At 58.9% G+C, this 3,927-nt stretch carries 3 protein-coding genes and 1 pseudogene; 3 read left to right on the forward strand and 1 reads right to left on the reverse strand.

Going from position 1 to position 3,927, the window contains the following annotated elements:
* Nucleotides 1–1,557, forward strand: a pseudogene (locus BX592_RS34810) (hypothetical protein); the annotation flags it as partial.
* Nucleotides 1,554–1,949 (forward strand): hypothetical protein, encoded by a 396-nt coding sequence (locus BX592_RS33455; RefSeq protein ID WP_134197610.1) that lies wholly within the window; start codon nucleotides 1,554–1,556, stop codon nucleotides 1,947–1,949. The pseudogene BX592_RS34810 and the gene BX592_RS33455, both read left to right, overlap by 4 nt.
* Here the strand turns inward: BX592_RS33455 and BX592_RS33460 are convergent.
* Entirely contained in the window at nucleotides 1,939–2,505 is a 567-nt protein-coding gene (locus BX592_RS33460) for an RNA 2'-phosphotransferase (protein WP_134197611.1), read from the reverse strand. The genes BX592_RS33455 and BX592_RS33460 overlap by 11 nt on opposite strands.
* Nucleotides 2,506–2,764: 259 nt before the next feature.
* On the opposite strand from BX592_RS33460, the gene BX592_RS33465 reads away from it, so the two are divergent.
* Nucleotides 2,765–3,927, forward strand: a 1,163-nt coding sequence (locus BX592_RS33465) for a hemagglutinin repeat-containing protein (protein ID WP_243849858.1), incomplete at its 3' end; no start/stop codon positions are given.

Genomic DNA, 3,927 nt, shown 5'->3' on the forward strand with positions numbered 1-3,927 from the left:
ATAAGCGGCGGCGCCATCACCATTACCGATGGCGTCAAGCAACAGCAGCTGACCGGGCAGACCGCGGAGGAAGCGGTTGCTGGTATCAGTCGCGATACAACGGATACCCAGGGAACCATTGCACCGATCTTCGACAAGGACAAGATCGAGGCGGGGTTTGATATCACCAGCCAGTTCATCAATCAGGTTGGCACGTTCGTCAATAACCGGGCGAAGGAGGCGGATGCGGCGAAGAAGGCAGCGACCGATCCGAACCTGACGCCGGAGCAAAGGGCTGAAGCGCAGAAACTGGCGGATCAGCTCAACAAGGAGTGGGGGCCTGGCGGTGAGTATCGTCAGGTACTGACCGCGCTAACGGTCGCGGCAGGCGGGAATGTGACCGGTGGCATGGGACAGTATGCGCAGGCGGCGGCGGTCGCGTATGTGCAGCAGCTTGGTGCGGCGCAGGTCAAGCAACTGATCACGACACTGGAACTGGACAAGACGCCGCAAGGCGAAGCGGCGCGCGCGGCATTGCATGCGATTGTGGGCTGCGCGGGTGCGGCGGGCGCGGGCGCGGGTGCGAGTTGTGGCGCGGGTGCGATGGGGGCGGCGGCCAGCTCACTGATCGGCAGTCTGCTGAAGCCGACGGACAACATGACGGCCGAGGAACGGCTGGCTCGCGAGAATCTGGTCGCCAGTCTGGTTGCGGGTGTGGCAGCGGGGATGGGTGCGAGCGGGGCGAATGCCGCTGCGGCAACGGGCGCGTCGCAGATCGAGGTGGAGAACAATCAGGTCGGCTTTCCTGGGACGAAGAAGAATCCGCTGTCGGTTGATCTGGTGAAGACGTACTGTGCGACGGGCACGTGCACCGACGAGCAGGTGAAGCTGCTCATTCAGGTGCAGAACCAGATGAATGAGGCGAGCGGTAATGCCACGATGATTGTGGCCGGTGGCATGACCGCGGCTGCGATGGTGGCGGCGGTGCCCGCGCTGGCGGGGCTGGCGCCGGAGGCGTTGGCGCTGGCGTTGGCGAATCCGGCTGCAGCGGTGAATGCTGGCATTATTACGGCGGAGACGGCGGCGGCGATTGCGACGAATTCGATTACGCCGGGGGTAATTGTTGAGGGAGGGGTGGTAAAGGCAGGCGGAGCCGCAAGCAGTGCAGTGCGCGGGTCTGTCGCAGATGCAAATTTCGCACAATCAGCGATAAATGCGGCTGAGAAGTTCAGTGTTGATGGGGTGGCAAAATACAGCAAACTTGCTGGGGTGCCGATCAATACCGTCGACGATTTGGCGGCGGCTATCAAAAGCGGTCTGATCAGCCCAAGGCAAGTACCTGTCGATTACGTTGTTTCGGCAGATGGAACGAAACTGATATTGAACACACGTACTTCCGTCGCGTTGAGTCGCGCAGGGATCCCGAAGTCGCAATGGTATGGTACGGACCAAACTGGGGTACAGGTGCCAAACATGCCATCTGGCAAAACGTACGATGACTTAGCTGCTGATCAACTTGTGCGAAACAATTTACCTCCAACGGGCACACCGAACGTGCCGCAAGGGTCGAAAAGATGAAGATCGGTCGCAGCGTCGAGATATTTAATCCTTACGAGTGGCTCCCGGGGTACGGCGAGAGCGATGTAACGTTTCGGACGGAGGGGGGGGATCTGGTAGTTACCGTCGCATACGACGGAGAAAACGGTTTATGTGAACGGGAGTTGTGCTTTACTTCTGTTTGCTCATTCTATGTTCAATCGTTTCCGGGACCTTCTATGGTTGACCTCAGAGATGGCGAGGCAGCGTCCATCTTACGAGGCGCGTTGGTCGAATATCCTGACTCGGAAGCGGCCATTGCCTGGACACAACATTATGGCGGTTCGCGTGTGGTTCGGCATTACGGCATCGTGTTTTTAGCGGAGAACCGCTTGTTGGTCGCATTAGCGGAAGGGGCTGTGCTCAGAAACTGAGCTTAAGCGTGCCGAGGAATTCAGCAGGGACGGCATCGGTTAGCCAAACGCCGTTCTCTGCTAAGAAGAACTTGAAGCCTTGTTGATGCATTCTCCTTGCTTGAATCTCAAGGACCGCAGATTTGCCGTATCGTTGGCCGACGGCTATAGCCGTGGGTATATCTTGCGATAAGTGTACGTGGTGGCGCGAGCCTGCCTTCAGTCCCTGTTCACGGATTGATTCCAGAAAGCGCGTTGCAGTGCCGTGATACAGAACCTCGGGCGGTTCCTCTTCCGCGTGTTTGCGTCGTACGGCTGTTGTGGAGTGACCCTGTACAGCACGGATTCGTTGACCATCGTCGGAAATGGCAAACCTCTTCTTGTCGTTGTTCGCGACAACCGCTTGAATTGTTGTTCGATCGAGATGGCGTCCATTCTTGGCTGCGCCGGCAATCAAGGAATCAATACTGGCCCACCCTTCCGTATCTAGGCACAAATCGATGGCCTGTGGCTCATGGCGAAGTACGTAGCTAAGATATTTGCTGATCTCGTCGAGTCGCTTATCGTCTGTGTTCATTGGTCAGGGCAAGTCGGTTGGTCGCTACACGTCAGGATGGAACCGTTGTTAAACACACGAATTTTATCTCTACGCCAAGATGGAATGCACCGGTTTTTGTCGCTCATCACCCATTGCGTTAAGGCTGGCCTGGAAGGAGGGCTGTTCCGAAGTGGAAATTTCCGGCTCCATAAGGTTTAAGTAACGAGAACAATAGGTCCTGTCGGGGCTGACCGCGCTGAACCAGCTGGACGGCGGGCTGCAGGGTTATAGCATCGGCGTGCGCAAGACGACCGACGCGCAGCAGATCACGCAGGTGACCAACAACAGCAGCATGATCGGTTCGGTGAACGGCAATCTGACGGTGGTGGCCGGGAACGATCTGCATGCGACGGACGCGGTTCTGTATGCGGCGAACGATATGGGGCTGGCCGGCCGGACGGTGACGATCGACTCGGCGATCAACACGTTCAGTCAGAGCGAGCAGCAGTCGTTCAGCCAGACTGCGATTACCGCGGGCATCAGCAACCCGGTGATTGCCGCGGCGATGACCGCGAACCAGATGCGGCAGGATGTGAAACACACGAATGGCGATGCGCGGCTTGAAGCGCTCGCTGCTGCGACGACCGGGCTGGCGGTGAAGAATGCGATCGATGCGGTGGCAGCCAATCCATCGGCTGTGGGCGGGATCGGTATCAGCGTGTCGCTCGGCACGAGTCATAGCAATAGCAATTCGAACGCGTCGTCGAGCACTGCGGCTGGCAGTTCGGTCACTGCCGGGCATAACCTGACGATTGCGGCGGCTGGCGGAGGAGCGGACAGCGATATCAACGTGATCGGCAGCAATCTGTCCGCTGGCAATAACACGACGCTGATTGCCGCAGGCGATATCAACCTTCATGCGGCGCAGAACACCGATAGCGTGTCGAGCACGAACAGTGGGTCGAGCGCCAGTATCGGTGCGACGTTGAGCCTGGGACAGCAGAACGGCCTTTCGTTCCAGCTGGGCGTGTCGGGCACCAAGGGCAACGGCAACGGCAGCGACACGACGTGGACGAACACGCATGTTTCGGCGGGGAACACGCTGACGTTGCAATCGGGTGGCGATACCAGCCTGATCGGCGCGGTGGCCGATGCGCAGCACGTGGTTGCGAACGTGGGCGGAGACCTGAACATCGCGAGTCTGCAGGATGTGAGCCACTATGACTCGAAGCAGGTGAGCGGCGGGGTGTCGATCAGTGTCTGCGTGCCGCCGATCTGCTATGGCGGTTCGAGCGTGGCGGCGAATTTCAGCCAGGAGAAGATGAACAGCGACTACGCGAGCGTGACCGGGCAGTCGGGTATTCATGCTGGCGATGGTGGCTTCCAGATCAATGTGAAGGGCAACACGGATCTGAAGGGCGCGGTGATCTCGAGCAGCGACCAGGCGATCCTGGACGGTCT

The organism is Paraburkholderia rhizosphaerae, from assembly GCF_004366595.1.
Classification (GTDB): Bacteria; Pseudomonadota; Gammaproteobacteria; order Burkholderiales; family Burkholderiaceae; genus Paraburkholderia; species Paraburkholderia rhizosphaerae.